The organism is Chitinophaga sancti, assembly GCF_034424315.1.
Lineage (GTDB): Bacteria > Bacteroidota > Bacteroidia > Chitinophagales > Chitinophagaceae > Chitinophaga > Chitinophaga sancti.
On record NZ_CP139972.1, the window covers coordinates 859,384 to 876,230 of the forward strand.

Below are 16,847 nucleotides of genomic sequence, written 5' to 3' on the forward strand. Positions count from 1 at the left end.
TTTACAATTCAATCCGCTCTTCTCCATGGTAAATATTGAATCTCCCTTCCCGCAAAAATCCAATCAAAGCAATATCCCATTCCTTCGCCACCTTCACCGCCATACTACTTGGCGCTCCCACCGCAGCAATCAGGGGAATCCCTGCCACCGCAGCTTTTTGAATCAATTCAAAACCTGCGCGGCCACTCAATAATAATCCAAATTCACCAAATGATAGCCCTTGCTGCCAGGCAGCACCAATCAATTTATCCACCGCATTATGTCTGCCAATATCCTCTCTCAGGTGAAACAATTTCCCCCCGGTATTAAATAAAGCCGCAGCATGCAAACCGCCTGTATTATCAAAAACAGCCTGCTGCATGCGTAACTTTGCTGGCAGATCATGCAGAATACCTGCAGGAATTTTTATATCACTTGTATTTTTATTCACTGGTGCGTAGATGGCGTCCAGTTCTGTTTTGCCACATACCCCGCAACTGGAATTAGCCAGGAAATTTCGCTGGGCCGCCTGCAAAGACGGGCGTATACCTGCCTGAAGAGTGACAGTTGCTATATTATCATTATAAACGATGGATTGAATGGCGTCATAGCGGGTAATGATTCCCTCTGTGAACAAAAATCCCGCTGCCAATTCTGCATCCTGTCCGGGCGATCGCATGGTGACGGTGATGCTTTCCTGCTGATTGTTGTGAACCAATCTTATTTCAAGAGGTTCCTCAGCAGCCAGGGCATCCTGAGTAGCTGTAGCAAGTGTATCGGTTACTCTTGTAATGTGCGCGTAGGAAATGGCTGGATTAGACATACTTCAAATTACTCCTGGAAATATCTTTTTTAGGTCAATAATTACTCCAAACTGTCTTCTAAATTACACAAATCACAGATCGAATTGTTGGATCTTTTCCAAATTATGCAAATCCGCGAACCACAAACGGTATCACTGGATCTTTTCCAAGTTACACAATCCACAGCTCACAAATCTTATCACCGGATCTTTTCCAGATTACGCAAATCCGCGAATCACAAACGGTATCACTGGATCCATTCCAAATTACGCAATCCGCGAATCACAAACGGTATCACTGGATCCATTCCAAATTACGCAATCCGCGAATCACAAATCGTATCACCGGATCTTTTCCAGATTACGCAAATCCGCGAATCACAAACGGTATCACCGGATCCTTTCCAAATTACCCAATTCACGAACCACAAAATCGTATCACCAGATCTTTTCCAAATTACCCAATCCACCATTCATTTTCCAGGTTCACAATTTCGCATTTCTCCCAAAAAATCCCTTCACCTCTACGCCTTTGAGCGCGCCTCATTAGCCCCCCACTCATTCTGGTACGTTTTTTTCACACTCATTTTGTACATTCGATCCTAATTAATCAAAAACAATCTATATGCGTTGGCAAAACAGACGACTCAGCGATAACGTAGAAGATCGTCGCGGCAGCGGTGGTGGAGGAGGAGGCGGTATTCGCAACCTCGGTATCGGAGGCGTCATCATCATCGTCGTACTGGCACTCATTACCAAACAAAGCCCCACCCAGTTACTCAGCAAGGTATCACAAAGCACCGGCACTAACACCGCGCAGGAATCCTCCCAGACTGTCACCAATGCCAGTGACGAGGAGTCCCGCTTTGCATCCACCGTCCTTGCTAATACCGAAGATGTATGGACAGAATTGTTCAAAGAAATGCACAAGGAATACCAGGCGCCTAAAATGGTTTTATTCAGCGATGTCGATCAGTCTGGTTGTGGTACTGCGCAGGCAGCGATGGGGCCCTTCTATTGCCCTGCCGATGACCGTGTTTACCTGGACCTGTCTTTCTTTAACGAAATGGAAACACGCTTCAAAGTAGTAGGTGATTTTTCCAAAGCATATGTGATTGCACACGAAGTAGGCCATCATATCCAGAACCTCCTGGGCATCAGCAGGAAAGTGCAGGCCATGCGCTCACAGCTGAGCGAAAAGGAATACAATAAACTTTCTGTACAATTAGAACTGCAGGCAGATTTCCTCGCCGGCGTATGGGCACACCATGCACAGCGAATGGATAGTATTCTTGACCCGGGAGATATTGAAGAAGCCCTGAATGCAGCAAGCGCAGTAGGTGATGATAAATTGCAGGAAGCTGCGAATGGCAGGGTCGTGCCGGATGCGTTTACGCATGGTACCTCTGCACAGCGCATGAGATGGTTTAAGAAAGGATTTGAGACAGGGGATATTAAGCAGGGAGATACTTTTAATGCAGGTAACCTGTAAATTATTGATGCTGGCCCCTGGCCAGTAATGCTTTTATAAAGGGATTACATTTTTGGCAATGAGCGGGTTTCAGGTTTTAAAACGACCGAGTTTCATGTATAAGTTGCTTGAATCTCAGTTTTAAACTGACCGAATCTCAATTTAAAATTACTTGAATCTCGATTTTAAACTGACCAAACCTCATTTTTAAAAATGTAATCCCCCTTATATTATCTCGAATAATCCCTTGTCTTTTGCAAAATAATCGTCATCCCATGCGTGCCCGCTTCCTCCTCCTCTGACAATGGCAAAGTAAAATGAAAACTGGTTCCTTTTTCCTTATTACTATGAAACCAGATCTGCCCGTTATTCCGCTGAATAAAATCCTTCGACAATGGTAATCCCAGTCCACACCCTTTCTCATTCTGTGTACCCGTTGTAGAATAATAAATATTCGAAAACACTTTCGACTGATCTTCCGCAGCAATCCCAATTCCATTATCCTTCACTATCATTTCCACTTTATCAGCCATCAATTTATAATCAACCGTAATACGCCCATTCTTCGGCGTAAACTTAATAGCATTACTCACCAGGTTCCTCACTACCATCCTGATCATATCCTTATCTGCATATACATGTATCACAGAGGGCAGATGATGATTCAAGCGGATATTCTTTTGTTTTGCCAGGGTCTGCAACAACTCAAATTCGCTATCCAGCAGGGCCGTGATATTAAAGTCATCGGCCATCACCCGGATCCCTTTCATCTGGGTATTCGCCCACTGCAACAAATTATCCATCATGGCAGAGGTATTTTTCACATCCCGCCACAGTTCTTCCACGAACATATTGAATTGCTCCTGCGACATTTTTTCATCCCTCAGCAAAAACAACATACCTTCTAAAATTCCCAGTGGTGCCCGCAGGTCATGCGATATCACGGAAAAGATCTTATCCTTCACCTGGTTACCGCTTTCCAGGGCCGCATTCTGATCCAGGATGATCTGGTTCTGCTGTTGCACGCGCCGGTTCCGGTTATTCAACTGGCCATACAGTTCCTTTTGTCGTTTAAACACCCGGTACAGCAGTACAGTAATCGTAGCCAATGCCATAAACAAAGCAACGAAAAGGATCACGTAGATCTTTTGTTGGCGGATGGTAGATAAATGAAGGGCCTGTTCTTTTTTTAATAATTCATTTTCATGCTGCTTCTTTTCAGACTCATATTTTTCTTTGGAATTCGCAATGAATTTAGTTTTCTCCGCACTGAACACTTCATCGCTCAGGGCATGAAATTCTTTATAATTCTCCAGTGCCTGCGCATAGTTTCCCCTGGCAGAATCCAGCATAGCCCGGTACTTGTAATAGATCATTTCATTCCGGGCATTCTGCATGTTTTTATTCAGGCGGTTCGCGTTTTGCAGGTCTTCTTCCGCAGCAGTTAGTTCTTTTAGCAGTGTATGCGTTTGCGCGAGGTTCAGGTAGGACTTCACCACCCCCTGCACATTGTCAGACTCCCTGTAATACTGCGAAGACATGGAATGATAACGCAGGGCCTCCCGGTAATTCCCTTTTACGGAAAGAACGGTACCAATGTTTTCGTAGGCGTATGCCAGTCCGCGATGATCATGAAGGGCCAGCTTGATCTTTTCGGAAGCATACAGGAAATGGAGGGCAGAATCCCATTCTTTCAGTACCATATAACTGGTGCCTATGCCGTTCAGGGTTTTCCCGATTTCGGCCTGATCATTTCCTCTTTGCTTGATAGCCAGGGCTTTTTTCTGATAGATCAGCCCTTGGCGGGGTTGCTGTTGTTCAATAAAAATATTGCCCAGGTCAGCGTTCAGGACGCCCGTGGCTTTCAGATCTTTTAGTTGTTCGGCCAGTTTCAGGGCTTCCAGGGTCAGGTCCGCCTGTTTTTCGAGATTGCCTTTGGCATTCTCGGCCAGGGCAAGGTTGCGGATAGCCCACATCTTACCAGGCAGATAGTACAGGCTATCGCTGATATGGAACGCTTCTTTTGCGTAAGTCTCTGTCAGGGAAGGAACCTGGGTAAAGAGAAAACGGCTTAATTGATTGAGAATGTTGACACGAACGGTGTCTTTTGTGGGATGGGTGGCCAACACTTTTGTCAGGCTATCAGTCACTTGTGACTGCGCAAGGCATGCCACCGGCTTCGCAAAAAACAATGCCAGCATTAATAATATTATGGTGTATAGGGCAGATCTCCTTCTCCGCCAGTAAGTTTTCATTGTCGGCACAAATAATTATTAGGGTAACCCGAATGCAGTCCTAAAATTATAAAAAAAATAGATGCAAAGTAGGTAGTGGCCCAATTTCATTTTTTGCCGGCCATTATTTCCGCCTTTTGTGAGGCCATCAGGAACCACAGAGGACTGTTTTTGATGTGATTAAAATGCAAAATGAGGTCGCCCCAGGGTATATTTACCGGAATCGTTGTAACTTTCACCCCATGAAACCGACAGTAACCATAGAATATTGCCCCAAATGCGGTTGGCTCCTGAGAGCAGCCTGGATGGCACAGGAATTATTGACCACCTTTGCAGAAGAGCTGGAAGGAGTAACCCTGAAACCTAGTGCCGTGGGCGGTAGTTATTTAATTTATGTGAATGATGAGGTGCTGATGGACCGTAAGGTGATCGGTCATTTTCCTGAAATTAAAGAAGTTAAACAACAGGTTAGAGACAAGGTAGCTCCTGAGAAAAGCCTGGGTCACTCAGATAGAAAATAAGATGGTATTAAAGACACGATTACTCTCTGGTACGGCTATATTATTATTGTTATGTGGATCGCTGAGTGCGCAGGATGATAAAGCCATTGTCATTAAAGATACTTCTGCAGTACATAATGATACTACCATCATTCATAAGAAAAGTTTCTTTCCATTGCCCGTATTGGGATATTCACCTGAGAAGGGTTTGGAGATTGGAGCGGCGATGTTGTATTCATTTTATATGGATAAGAATGACCCGGTATTGCGCAATTCCACGATCAGCCTGATTCCTTCCCTGACGACCAAAAGTCAGTATAAGATAGAGCTGAAGACGGATTTCTGGACGGATCATAATAATTATCATTTTAAGAGTAGTCTTCGCTATCATGATTTCCCGATCTATTTTTATGGCCTGGGCGATACGACGCGCAAGGCAGATGGAACCTTGCTGGGCAACCGGCGGTATAAGGTGCTCCTGGAAGGGGAGAAGCGCCTGAGCGGGCATTTTTATGCGGGTTTGTCATTGCAGTACCAGCACGATGCATATGAGGCGAATGAGAATAAGGGTATTTACCCCGGGATGGCAGTGACGGATAAGGAGGGTGGTTATGTGACTTTTATAGGTGCGACGGGGATTTTTGATAACCGGGATAATCAGAATTATACGCATATAGGATCATGGGTGAGGTTGAATGTGGCGTATGCGCCTTCGTTTTTGAGTAAGCATCCCTTGTGGAAGATAGATGCACAGGCAAAGCATTTTGTGCCGATATCACGTAAGAGTACGCTGGGGGTGAATGGTTTGTTTAGTTCATTGCAGGGTAGTGTGCTGCCGTTTTATTTGTTGCCGGAAATGGGGAATGATTTGATGATGCGGGCGTATTATACGGGTAGGTACCGGGATCAGAATTACCTGGCATTCCAGGCGGAGTACCGGTATTTTTTAGATCCGAAGATTCCCATCAATATCTGGTTTTTACATATGCAGCCGAAGTTTGCGCTGGCGGCATTTGGTGCGACGGGGGCAGTGTTTAATAATCATGATTTTGGCGCGGATCATTTTAAGCCGGCGTATGGAATGGGTGTGAGGTGGTTCTATGATGAGGGGAGTAAGCTGACGATCAGGATTGACTATGCGTGGGGTGAGAAACGAGCGGGAGAGGAGCGGCAGTCAGGCTTGTATTTGTCGCTGGCAGAGGCGTTTTAGGAGGATTTTTGATTTGATTTTAATACGTCTTATTTGAATCCCGCAGTGGTTACCGTAAGTGACTGCTGCGGGATTGTTTTTTCTATTTCCCCACAATTATCCAGATACCCCTGTAGCCAGCTTAAATAAATTCAAATTGATACGCAACCATATATGAATTTTTCCTATTCCAGATTAAATCCTTATATTCATACCACACGTTAGTTTCCAAAACATTCACCCAAATTTTTCCACAAAGATGAAAAACTTAACCCTGTTTATCACGTTATTTCTGACGGTAGCAAGCTCGAACATTTTACACGCGCAAGACCAGAAAATAACAGCGCCCTCGAAGTTTTATGTAAAAGTCGCCGGGGGGTATTTCTTCAGTGTTTTTCCTGGTGAGTTTCCCAAAGTGGGGCCTTATGAGCCGCATGATGAGCAGAAACAATACAATTCTACCACTGGTACCACCAGCACAATTTCGGAAAAGGTCCTGACGGGATCGTATGGCGCAGGCAGCAGGGGAGGACTCTCCTTTGGCTGGAATATTAATCGCTACATTGCTGTAGAGGCAGCGTTCAACTATTATCACAGCAAGAAAAACCTCATGACCCGCGAAGTAACGGTGCTGGCGGGTTCCAGTACAGTGCTGGGGAAAATCGAATCTCATGGGTACGTAAATGCAATTGATTTTGCACCGGCTGTAGTAATTCATCCTGGCTTTAGTGGCGCGGATCCGTATGTACGTGTAGGTTTGGTAGTGCCGTTATGGGGTGAGTTGAAGATCCATACGGATGCGAATCAGACCGGATCTGTAGTGATTGGTGGTGCACCAGCGATCACAAAGACTGCGATTTCGCGTGATGAGCGGGTGGATCCGAATATAACCATCGGGTTCCAGGGAGCTTTCGGGATAGTATTTCCGGTGGCGACAAAGCTGGATGTATTCGTAGAAACGGAGTACAGGAATATTCCGGTACGTAGTAAGAAAAAGGAAGTGACTGCATACGATGAGACGACGAATGTTGTGAGTGCGACGACGGGGCAAACGATTGCAACGCAACATCGCGGACTGAGTGATATGTCTACGGCAGAGCGGAATACGGAGTATCAGTCTACCCTGGATCAGAGTTCTAATACGCCGGTGGGTCAGAGTGGTGCGAAGGTGACTTATAAAGATGATAATAAGGCGTCGAATGATTTGAAATCGTATATTAATATTGGTGGATTAGGTGCGAATGTGGGGTTGAGATGGCGGTTTTAAATGGTTGCTGAGTTGATGTTATTCCGGATATAAAAATGATGCTTCGATGAGAGATTATTCTACATTGAAGCATCATTTTTTATTATTGTACGAGGGTGATTATTGCTGAATCACTTTGAGTCATTATTCTGGTGTATGATTATGTATTGGGAAGATCCGTTTTAATTATTTCCGGGATGTAAAAATGCAGTTTTCAGACTTTCTACAATTTTTACCAGGGCTGTTTTCAGCCCTTCATCAGTAACATTTCCAACAGCATCGATTTTCGTACGTACGGTCGGGATAATAAGTATCCGGTCTTCCGTAATTGTCGCTGTCATTACTTTCAAAGTCTGCACCAAAGAAGCATTTGCTTTATCCCCGCCGGTCGCCATGGGCGATGCACTAATTACTGCTGTTGGTTTGTCTACAAATTCTCCGCTTGAAACGATCCAGTCCAGGGCGTTTTTAAGTACGCCAGGTACGCCAAAAGCATATTCCGGTGTACATACGATCACTGCATCGGCGGCTTTGAGTTGTGCGCGAAGATCTGCTACAGTAGCGGCGGGAGTGGAGCCTTCGTAATCCAGTTCCGGGCTGAAATACGGGAGTTGGTCCAAGCCTTCGTATATAGAAAATGAAAGGTCCGGCCACTCAGCTAAGTGTGGGATGGCTTTTAAAATGTTTGTATTTGTTGATGTTGGGCGCAGACTGCCGGAAATACACAGGATCTTTTTCATACCTAAAGGTTTTGGATGCACGGGATGGTTGCTGGCATGTGTTTACTGCATGCTCACACGATTTTATATGCAGACATCATGATGCATTCTTAAATTAAGAATGGAGTAGTTTTCGCACATGCATGAGGAGTAACTTTCGCTAATGATCACGCGTATGAGGAGTGATTTATGCAAATACTATCTCGCGTGAAAATTAACTTTCCACATCAAAAGTAAACTTGTTTCAGCGCCTCTCGCAGGATATTATTTAAGCGGTCACAAGGCGTTAACAATGTCAGGAATGAATGCTTGTTTGAGTGCAGAAATTTGAACGCAAACCGTATTACCCTCTTTCCGGCGGTTCTTTTCAGTTGGCTTTCCCGTGAGCCTTTCCGGCTGTCATTCCGGTTGTTTTTCCAGCTGTTTTTCCGGCGCTGGTATTGCGGCTAATCATCACCAATTACCCGGCTAACAATAAATCCGCTACCGTCTCATTCCCCGGTATATCAACCGCCACCGCCACAATCCTTTCCGCTTCCGCCAAATTTGCAATTTTGTAATACCAATCAATACCATTCCTGCCTAAAACCGCGTTCCCTTTTTCCAGGATCACACCAGCCGAATCCAACACCCGTACTTCCACCTCAGCCACCCTGAATTTATTTTTCGCCGTTACAACAACGGTAGCTTCTTCCAGTTTAATATGCTGAATTTCCGGAGAATGATAAGCATCCTGCAAGGCCATATTAAATGCATTCTGCCCAGGGCCTGCCTTGGACTGATAATAGGCCTTTAATTCGGGGTCTTTGATGAGTTGCCTGGCTTTAGCAGCCGCCAATTGCATCATTTTCCTTTGTGCAAGCTGTTTTTTAGTCGGCTTTTTGGTCGATTTGCGGCGTTTTTTTGCCACAATCACCTGGTTATTCCGCCTGTAAATTGTGATTTCATCGCCAAGCTAACCGTTGACGTAGTTAAATAGCAGACTGTCTCTAAGAAGAGCCATAGGTTAGTTTTTTTGGGGTACAATATTAAGGTAGTTAGAATGTTGGATATTCAGTGCGTCTTTTAGTAGATATGAGTATTAACACGCCACTTTTTATTCACGATAAGTACACTTGTATATCGAATGGATATACAAGTGTACTTATCGTATACTTATGGTGAACTTATAATGTAATAAATGAACAAAAGCTTCACTGAGGACAACTAAGGTGAATGCTATAAAGCCGGCAAGGATCTTGTGCTTAAAAGATAAAACCTACCTTCTTTTTACCTTATCTAAGGGTGTCTTATAATTTACATTATGTTAAATATAATTCAGCAACATGAAATATTGGGTTACCAAAACATATAAACGCGAACCCTCCTTCTCCTTACCTTCTTTGAAACTATACCCGCGGAAAGATGCATAGCAACTATCATCTAGTGGCGGATATGACTCGCATTAATGAGTTTACTGTGAAAAAAACGAGCTAGTAAGCTGGTTATTAGATATTTATATTATTTGAGATTCCCCCTAAAAGACTGTGATAAAGTTTACAGTGGTGATTTTTTCACATTTCATCTAAAGAACCTGAATGTTTTAATACGTATTTTTGGTTTACGGTGAAAAAATCACTAAAATTGTAGTAAGTAAACCCATAATAATGCTAATTAGATTTTCGGTAGAGAATTTTTCGTCATTCAGTGAAAGACAAACGCTTTCTCTAATACCAGGAAGAACCACGCTCAAATCAGAACATAAAACGGAAGCAGTCAATGGGATATCCACCCTGAAAACTGCTGTGATATATGGTGCGAACGCCTCGGGCAAATCGAACCTAACCAAGGCTATTTCATTTGGTATGAGACTGGTGCTTAAAGGAACTAAGGTTGGCGCGCCAATTGACTTCCAGCACTTTCGGCTTGACGAAGCCTTTTGCAAGGCAGACTCACGAATGGAATTTGAAATACAGCATAAAGGGAAGAACTATGCCTACGGCTTTGTTTTCAACCGAAAAATGATTGTTGAAGAGTGGCTCTATGAAGTCAAAAAGAACAGCGAAATCAAGTTGTTTGAACGCGACAATCGCAAGAAGCAGGCATTTAACCTGGATTACTTTCTGAAGCTGAATAGAAAAGACGAAGACAAGCAGTTTCTCTCCTTCATCGCTAAAGGCACACCAGATAACCAGCTGTTTTTAACTGAGATCAGGGAACGGAAGACCAAAGGCAATGTGTCTAATATTGAAGACCTGACCAACGTGATTGACTGGTTTTTCAATAGCCTTAAAGTTATTTCGCCCGAAGGTAAATACAAACAGGGTTTGAAGTTTGAGATTGACAGAAAGCAGGACGTGATGAAAATTTTTCAGGAATTCCTGGATTACTTTGATACCGGCATTGACAGCATCTCACTGGAAACCATTGACCGCAGCAAAATAGAAATACCCGAACCTATTTTAGAATCTATAGAAAATGATCTTTTCAATGAAGATTCAGAGTCTGAAGTCGGTATGATTTCCGATTATAGAAATACCTATGTGGTAAAAATGGAAGATGGAGATGTGATGTACCAGAAGTTTATGACCAAACACAAGATAAAGGGCAGCAGTAAGTTCGAGCTTTTTGATATGCGAGATGAGTCTGACGGCACCAACCGCATCATTGACCTTATCCCTTTGTTGATGGACTTAATGAAAGGCGGGAATGTCTTTGTGGTAGATGAAATGGAAAGAAGCCTGCACCCTAACATCATTTATGACCTGATAGATTTTTTCACTTCCAAAGCAACTAACGTCAACAGTCAGTTGATCGTAGCGAGTCATGAATCGACATTGCTTACTCAAAAGCTGCTGCGAAAAGATGAGATATGGTTTGTAAGTAAAGATGAAAGTGGCGCCAGCAAATTGCATTCTTTGGAGGAATATGATGTACGCTTTGACAAGGAAATCAGGAAAGACTACCTGTTGGGCCGCTACCGGGGTGTACCCCGTTTCGGAAACAGAAATAACATTACAGTTATTCCTAATCAGAAAACGAATGACCATTAATTTATGCCAAGAGAAAGAACAGATTTCATCCGGGAAAGTGGCTCCAAAGACAAAGAAAAGATCATCGTATTGGCGTACGAGGGTGCGGATACCGAACGGCTTTACTTTGAAGCCGTAAAGAACTGTCACCGCTTTAACAAAGATCTGATAGAGCTTCATGCACTCAAAAGACCACCTGGCGACCATGCGAGTTCTCCCAGGCATGTCTTTAGTAAGTTGAAGCGCGAAGCGAAAGATGAGTACAATTTTGGCCCCAAAGATGAACTGTGGATGGTCATTGATACAGACCGGTGGCGCAATATACCCGAGATTGTGGCAGAATGCCAGACGCAGAAAAACATGTTTGCAGCTGTGAGCAATCCTTGTTTTGAGCTATGGTTACTGTTACATAGACAAGACATATCCGGCTTTGATGCCGCTCAGACCGATGCGATTTTGAAGAATCGCAAAAACGGAGGACGGAGAACCCACGTCGAGCGCCTGCTGATGGCCGCTTTAGGCGGATCTTATAACAAAAGTAATATCCGTGCGGATGATTTCATCCCCGGATTGGACCAGGCAATAATACAAGCAAAGGACCGTGATGCAGCCGGAGAAGACTACCCCACCGTTGTAGGCAGCCATGTCTACAAAATTGTCGAAAAAATCATACTTCCTGGAATAGCGGCAGCTTTTATGATCGAAGCGGAAGAACCGTAGGAAGAAGCTGGTAAAGCCGACATTTAGGTGCAAAGTTTTTGTGCCAATAAAAATTAAGTTCGAAACTTGTTCCTGGCAGCACTCACCTACTATACCTCACCTTCTCCGGCTTCGTCGCCCTTATAAACTCCACCATCTCACTAAAGCACTCATTATGCGAGAACAAGCCCAAAGCCGGCCCGTACTCCGTCTGCCTTTTCACCTGCACACACTTCTCAAACGCTGACGCCTCCCTCGCACTAAACTCCACGACATCCCCTTTTATATAAATCCTCATCACATACACCATACCTTCCCTATTCTTCTCCTCCGTCGTTATAAAATGAAACTCCCTGTTCATTTTATCCGGCGTATACCCGTATTCCAATAACTGCTGACATAAATAAGTAAACAATGAGTCACCCTGCGAAGAATAAGCCACCAGTATTTTATTGGCTCCTTTAAATGGTGCGTCTTCTAATTGTTGTCCAAACGTGATGCTACAGCATAAGCATAACAATGGTAATAGTGCATACTTCAATGGTAATAACAGGTACTTCATCTAATTGGGTTTGTATTTTCTAATGTACGGGTTTGTACTTTCTAACCTGAACGGTTCCCCCAATTTAACATTTTTTAAACTTTTCTTCAAAGGTTACCTTTCGCATTTCGTCGTATAAAAAGAAAACACACTCAAAGAAATCACACGCTAAAAAATTAAACTAACTTTTATGCGCCCTTATTGTTACCTGGTGGTTCCCGCCATGACATTCTATGCCTGCTCCGCAGGAAATTCCAGCTATGAAGCTACACTAGATTCTACTACTGTTGCATCTGAATCCAACTCGTATACCAAAGCTGTAGAAACCGCAGCCCAGGCTGGTGAGGAGGTTCCGGCCCTCAACTCACCTGCACGTAAACATGTCAGGACTGCTGATGTGAATGTGCGTGTAGCCAATGTGTTTAGTGCCGCTACCACACTCGAACATGTGACCAAAGGGATGGACGGATATGTCGTGGAAAGTACACTTTCCAATGAATTGGGCGCTGCTCAGGACATTCCCTACAAAGGTGATTCTATGAAGCATGTACAGCTCTATACGGCCATTGCAAACCTTACGCTGAAAGTGCCTGCTGCACAGCTGGATTCACTCGTAAGCACGCTCAATAATGTCGCTGTTTTTGTAAGCACGCGCACCCTGAAAGATGATGATAAGACACTGGAATACCTGAAAAATTTCATGAAGAATGAAGAACCCCTGACACCAGTGGCCGTGACGAAAAAGTCTGATCCGCTGCAAACGGCAACTTACCAGGATGAGAAGAAAGATGAAAAAGTTGAACGGAAGATTGCCAACTTCGCGATTCTTGATGATGCGAATTATGCGACTTTGAAAGTGCAGTTATCTCAGTCAGAACAGGCAGATGTACAAATTGTGGTGAATCCTGAAAGCGTGACCCGTGCAAGGTTTGGAACAGAGCTGCTGACTGCTTTGAGTACAGGTACAACAGCTCTGCGGAATGTCGTTTTGTTCTTTTTACAGCTTTGGCCTTTTGTGCTGTTGGCAATTGCTGGTGTAATTGGATATAGGAAATTAGCGTCAAAAAAAGTGGTGGTGGCTCCTTCTAAAACAGAAAATTGATAAGTTGGTGCGTTGAAAATTAACAAGCGGGTTGCATATAAAAAGATCTGCGAACGCTTTAAATTTAACAAGCAAATGCTTCAAAATTAACAAGCGGGTTGCATCAAAAAAAATCATGCGAACGCTTTAATTTTAACAAGCATAAGCTTCAAAATTAATAAGCGAACCGCATTAAAAAACCCATGCGAACGCTTTAATTTTAACAAGCAAAAAACAAACTAAACCAACGCATCAAACAACACCTCCGCCGGATGCAAAGCCGTCTTCCCGGTGCCATCCAATATCTGATGACGACAACTGGTACCAGGTGCAGCTATTATCACATCCTCCTTTTGACTCCTTACAGCAGGAAACAACACCAATTCCCCTATCTTCATCGACGTTTCGTAATGATCTTTATCAAAGCCAAATGATCCCGCCATTCCACAGCAACCGGAATTAATCACCGTTGCCTCATAATGCGCCGGCCATGACAGCACCTTTTTGATATAATTGACCGAAGACAATGCCTTCTGATGGCAATGCCCATGGATCATAATCTTACGCTCATCCGTCCTGAATGATTCCTTCCGGATACGGCCTTCATCCATTTCTGCTGATAAGAACTCTTCAAACAACCTGACCTTCGATGCCAATTCTTTCGCTCTCTCTTTCAGCTCCCCTGAAAGCAGATCGATATACTCATCCCTGAATGTAAGTATGGCAGAAGGTTCCAGCCCAATCAAGTTGTAAGGCTGATCAATGAGGAATGATAATAGCTGCACATTTTTTGCCGCGATACTTTTTGCTCTCTTCACCAATCCCTTCGACAAATGTGTACGACCACTTTCTATATGATCCGGGATGATCACCTCGTAATCCAGGGCTGTCAACAGTTCTATGCAACGCTGGCCAATATGCACGTCGTTGTAATTCGTGAACTCATCACAGAAGAGATATACCTTATGTGCAAACGAACGACCTGCCTGTTGCTTCTTAAACTGCCTATACCACGCACGCAATGTTTGCGACTGTAAAGCCGGCACATGTCGTTCCTGCGCCATATTCATCATACCTTTCAGTATGCCTGATGTAAATTTATTCTTAAACGCAAAATTGTATACGCCAGGGGCTACCGATGCCATTTTACTCAGGAAGGGGAACTCCCCTATCATCCGCGCTTTCAGCGGCGTACCATTGGTATCGTAATACTGCTGCAGGTATTCTGCCTTCAGTTTGGACACATCCACACTTGACGGGCACTCCGCTTTACAACCTTTACAGCTGAGACAAAGATCCATTGCATGACCGATCTCTTCATGATTAAAGGCCTGCGCTGTATTATCCTGCGCCAGGAACTGACGCAATACATTTGCCCTGGCACGGGTAGTGTCTTTTTCGAAACGGGTCGCCATGTAACTCGGACACATGGTGCCGCCCGCGAAATGTGTCTTGCGGCAGTCACCAGAACCGGAGCATTTCTCTGCCAGTGACAAGATGCCGTTGTTACCAGAGAAATCGAAATAGGTTTTCACCTTGCCACCCACAGCAGGTTGTTTAAAACGGAAAAACTCGTCCATCGGTGGCGGATCAATGATCTTGCCTGGGTTGAAGAGGTATTCAGGATCGTATAATTGCTTCACCTGTTTACAGCAATCGTAACATTTATCACCCATCATGAAGCGGATGAATTCACCACGCAAACGGCCATCACCATGCTCGCCACTCAGTGAGCCCTTGTACTTTTTGACAATGGCGGCTGTTTTTTCCAGGACCGCACGGAACTGCTTTCTGCCTTCTTCAATTTTCAGGTTGATGATGGGTTCCACATGCAATTCACCGGCACCGGCATGTGCATAGTAGGATGCTTTCAGTCCCATTGATGTCAGCATTTCCTGTAGGTCGTTGATGTATTCAGGCAGGTTCTCCGGCGCCACTGCACAGTCTTCGATGAGGTTCACCGGTTGTGCATCGCCTTTGATATTGCGAAGTAAACCCAGACCTGATTTACGCAGGTTCCAGGCTTTGTTAATATCATTGCCACGCAGCAATGGATAAGCATAGCCTAAGTTTTTCGCTTTTATTTCGCTGATGAAGGCGCTGGTTTGTGCCTGCAGTTCTTCTTCGGAATGACACATGAATTCTACCATGAGAATCGCCCCCGGCTCTCCTTCCATGAAGAAGCGGTTTTGCTGGTGCTCAGGATGGCCCTTGGTGAAATTCATGATCACATCATCTACCAGTTCTGAGGCAGTTACCGGATGTTTGACCGCGATAAGGTTTACCTGCAATGACTCTTTTACTGATGTACAATGCACGGCCACCAGGCCATTCACTTTAGGCGGCGCATCCAGGAGTTTGAGTTTGGCTTCGGTAATGAATGCCAGGGTACCTTCTGAACCTGCGATGAGGTGAGAAAGGTTGAAAGGCGCATCGCCACCATAAGGCGTGGTATCCAGGAGGGCATCCAGGGCATAGCCGCTGTTCCTCCTTTTTACCGTGCGGGCAGGATATCCCTCCCGGATGGCCTGCTGATTTTCTTTATTGGAAAGCAGGGCGTGCAGGGTTCTGTAAATGCTGCCTTCGAGGTTATTGAGCACCATCTTTTGCTGCAGGCCCTTTTCGTCGAGTTCTTCAAATGTGGTGGTTTCACCATTGCCCAGTACAACTTCTACCGAAAGCAGGTTGTCGCGGGTAGCACCCCAGACCATGCTGTGGAGACCACAGGAATTGTTCCCGATCATGCCACCGATCATGGCACGGTTGGAAGTAGACGTTTCAGGACCGAAAAATAGCCCATAAGGAGCCAGTAATTCGTTTAAAACGTCTCTTTCGAGTCCAGGTTCCACCCGCACCCATTTTTCCTCTTTATTGACCTCTAAAAGGCGGTTCATGTAGCGGCTGATGTCTACGATCAGACCCTGGCCTACTACCTGGCCAGCCAGGGAGGTGCCGGCGGTACGGGGAATGAGGGGAACCTTGTGCGTTTTGCTGAATCTGATTAAGGCGGCAATGTCGGCTTTGTTCTTTGGCAGGGCTACACCCAGGGGGTATTCCTGGTACACGGAGGCATCTGTTGAGTATGCCATGAGGATGGTGCGGTCCAGGGAGTCTTCTGAGAAGTAGAGATCGCCTGCCAGTTGTGGTTTGAGTTCCTTGAAAGCCTGCTTGAGTTGTTCCTTGATCATGACGCAAATTTACGGCTTACAATTTAGAACATTCAGGCAGAAAAGTGCAGGATTATTTGTTAAACCAGCATAAAACGGCAAAAAAATAGCTTCCCCTTCTGGCGAAGGTAGAAGCTGTTTTTTGGGTGCATATACAGGAAAAATTGGTCAGCTGCTTTGTTTAAGCAGCCCTGCCCAGCGCAATATT

General features: G+C 44.6%; 13 protein-coding genes. 7 read left to right on the top strand and 6 right to left on the bottom strand.

The window, feature by feature from the left end:
* Position 1: 1 nt before the first annotated feature.
* A complete protein-coding gene (gene fdhD / locus U0033_RS03145; protein ID WP_072357674.1) occupies positions 2-802 on the bottom strand; it encodes a formate dehydrogenase accessory sulfurtransferase FdhD in 801 nt (266 codons plus the stop codon).
* A 604-nt stretch (positions 803-1,406) separates the two neighbouring features.
* Between fdhD and ypfJ the strand changes: the two genes are divergently transcribed.
* Positions 1,407-2,273 (top strand): KPN_02809 family neutral zinc metallopeptidase, encoded by an 867-nt coding sequence (gene ypfJ, locus U0033_RS03150; protein WP_072357672.1) that lies wholly within the window; start codon positions 1,407-1,409, stop codon positions 2,271-2,273.
* A 209-nt stretch (positions 2,274-2,482) separates the two neighbouring features.
* Here the strand turns inward: ypfJ and U0033_RS03155 are convergent, their stop codons facing one another.
* Positions 2,483-4,453 (bottom strand): tetratricopeptide repeat-containing sensor histidine kinase, encoded by a 1,971-nt coding sequence (locus U0033_RS03155; protein ID WP_072357670.1) that lies wholly within the window; start codon positions 4,451-4,453, stop codon positions 2,483-2,485.
* 275 nt (positions 4,454-4,728) lie between these two features.
* Between U0033_RS03155 and U0033_RS03160 the strand changes: the two genes are divergently transcribed.
* From U0033_RS03160 to U0033_RS03170, 3 genes are all read left to right on the top strand, one after another.
* Entirely contained in the window at positions 4,729-5,007 is a 279-nt protein-coding gene (locus U0033_RS03160; RefSeq protein WP_072357668.1) for a SelT/SelW/SelH family protein, read from the top strand.
* A gap of 1 nt (position 5,008) precedes the next feature.
* Complete coding sequence (locus U0033_RS03165; RefSeq protein WP_072357666.1) at positions 5,009-6,196, top strand: BamA/TamA family outer membrane protein; 1,188 nt, start codon at positions 5,009-5,011, stop codon at positions 6,194-6,196.
* 238 nt (positions 6,197-6,434) lie between these two features.
* Complete coding sequence (locus tag U0033_RS03170) at positions 6,435-7,442, top strand: outer membrane beta-barrel protein (protein WP_072357664.1); 1,008 nt, start codon at positions 6,435-6,437, stop codon at positions 7,440-7,442.
* Positions 7,443-7,603: 161 nt separating this feature from the next.
* Here U0033_RS03170 and U0033_RS03175 read toward each other — a convergent pair whose 3' ends face one another.
* Positions 7,604-8,161 carry an NADPH-dependent FMN reductase gene (locus tag U0033_RS03175; RefSeq protein ID WP_072357662.1) on the bottom strand — a complete coding sequence of 186 codons (558 nt, stop codon included), beginning with the start codon at positions 8,159-8,161 and terminating at the stop codon, positions 7,604-7,606.
* Positions 8,162-8,600: 439 nt separating this feature from the next.
* Positions 8,601-9,050 (bottom strand): hypothetical protein, encoded by a 450-nt coding sequence (locus U0033_RS03180; RefSeq protein WP_143150636.1) that lies wholly within the window; start codon positions 9,048-9,050, stop codon positions 8,601-8,603.
* Positions 9,051-9,786: 736 nt separating this feature from the next.
* Between U0033_RS03180 and U0033_RS03185 the strand changes: the two genes are divergently transcribed.
* Together U0033_RS03185 and U0033_RS03190 are read left to right on the top strand one after the other, a co-directional pair.
* Positions 9,787-11,172 (top strand): AAA family ATPase, encoded by a 1,386-nt coding sequence (locus U0033_RS03185; RefSeq protein WP_072357658.1) that lies wholly within the window; start codon positions 9,787-9,789, stop codon positions 11,170-11,172.
* Positions 11,173-11,175: 3 nt separating this feature from the next.
* Positions 11,176-11,871, top strand: a complete 696-nt coding sequence (locus tag U0033_RS03190; protein ID WP_072357656.1) for an RloB family protein — start codon at positions 11,176-11,178, stop codon at positions 11,869-11,871.
* A gap of 82 nt (positions 11,872-11,953) precedes the next feature.
* Here U0033_RS03190 and U0033_RS03195 read toward each other — a convergent pair whose 3' ends face one another.
* Complete coding sequence (locus U0033_RS03195; protein ID WP_072357654.1) at positions 11,954-12,412, bottom strand: hypothetical protein; 459 nt, start codon at positions 12,410-12,412, stop codon at positions 11,954-11,956.
* A gap of 169 nt (positions 12,413-12,581) precedes the next feature.
* On the opposite strand from U0033_RS03195, the gene U0033_RS03200 reads away from it, so the two are divergent.
* Complete coding sequence (locus U0033_RS03200; protein ID WP_083571376.1) at positions 12,582-13,493, top strand: DUF4349 domain-containing protein; 912 nt, start codon at positions 12,582-12,584, stop codon at positions 13,491-13,493.
* Between the two features lie 218 nt (positions 13,494-13,711).
* Here the strand turns inward: U0033_RS03200 and U0033_RS03205 are convergent, their stop codons facing one another.
* On the bottom strand, positions 13,712-16,660 hold the full coding sequence (locus tag U0033_RS03205; RefSeq protein ID WP_072357650.1) for an FAD-binding and (Fe-S)-binding domain-containing protein: 2,949 nt from the start codon (positions 16,658-16,660) through the stop codon (positions 13,712-13,714).
* Positions 16,661-16,847 lie beyond the last annotated feature (187 nt).